Source organism: Gilliamella sp. CG35 (assembly GCF_046635745.1).
Taxonomy (GTDB): domain Bacteria; phylum Pseudomonadota; class Gammaproteobacteria; order Enterobacterales; family Orbaceae; genus Gilliamella; species Gilliamella apicola_I.
In genome coordinates, this window is the sequence record NZ_JBIDFH010000044.1 from 1 (window position 1) to 1,259 (window position 1,259).

At 33.9% G+C, this 1,259-nt stretch carries 1 protein-coding gene; it reads right to left on the reverse strand.

Annotated elements, in window-relative coordinates:
• The coding region (locus tag ACGH4F_RS09595) for a hypothetical protein (RefSeq protein ID WP_411591031.1) at nucleotides 1–606 on the reverse strand (606 nt) is incomplete at its 3' end.
• Nucleotides 607–1,259 lie beyond the last annotated feature (653 nt).

Genomic DNA, 1,259 nt, shown 5'->3' on the forward strand with positions numbered 1-1,259 from the left:
CTGATGGTTTATTCGGCTTTCACCAAAGCCCGGTATGGTGCTGTCTGATTTTAATTGACCAAATAATAAATTCGACGTGGGGGTCGTTTTGCGGTAGGCGGTGAATGGATTGTCGATTTGTGCACTGCCGTAACCTAAGGTTTTAAATGGCACTGCATAGACGGTATCTTTTTGGCCTGCATAACCGGTCGTGCTTAAAATCGCTTTATACTCGCTGTCTGTCGATAACGGCTCACCATTATCCGTTTCCCCGCTCCATAATACGGCCTCATCCGGACTGATATCACTAAAACGGAACGTCTTTAAGGGATATTGGTTATCTAAGTCTGATTGACGGTAAACCGTAATCTGGTATTCCGCTATTTTTGAGGGGTAGTTAGTATAGACATAAAATCCCATTGGTGAGGTAAACAGCCCTTGCGAGGTCAGCTTAAGCTTGGGATTATAGATACTTAAGTTAAGCTTTTCTTCTGCATTAAACTCATCCCGGATAATGTTTAATTTGGGTACGTTATCCGTACCGGCATAAACACCATTTGAGCCGAGTAAAAAAGCAGCACTTATCCCCAGACAAGGTAAATGCCGGGTCCAGTTATGTTTTTTCATCTACTTTTATTTCCTTTTAAGACCAATTAGTTTTACTTATTTTGTTTTTTTATTCAGCCTAACAAATCATTACAAATAAAGTATTAATTATTGATTAATAATGATTTTCTCATGATAAAACAATTTATCATGAGATAACTTATTAAAAAAATTACAAATATATATATTTTTATTAAAATGTTTGCCAAATATTTACATAATAATACATTGATCGCAATAAACGATCAATAATAATTAACGCGATCGAATTAAACTATCGAATTTGTATTTATTCTTTTTATTTTGTATTTTTTTTGCATAAAAACACCATATCAGCCAATTATAAGTTTTAAAATCAATAGTTTTCCTATAAAAAATCATAGATGATTACACTTATCAAATTTATATTTACAATTTAATAAATGCTGTTGAGATAATTGTGTTATGGGTTGGTTTCTTAATTAACAATTTTTTTTCGATTGTTGTTTGAAAAAACAAAAAACCCCCGATAAACGGGGGAAAGCTTAAAAGGACTGGTTAGACAAACATTTTTGTTTGTCTTAATTTTGTTGTTGTGATTACGGTTGGACTTCTGCCACACCAAAATCAACTTTACTTGGTAATCCCGGCGATACTCTCACCACTTTTGGATTACGTCCACTTACTTTGTACTC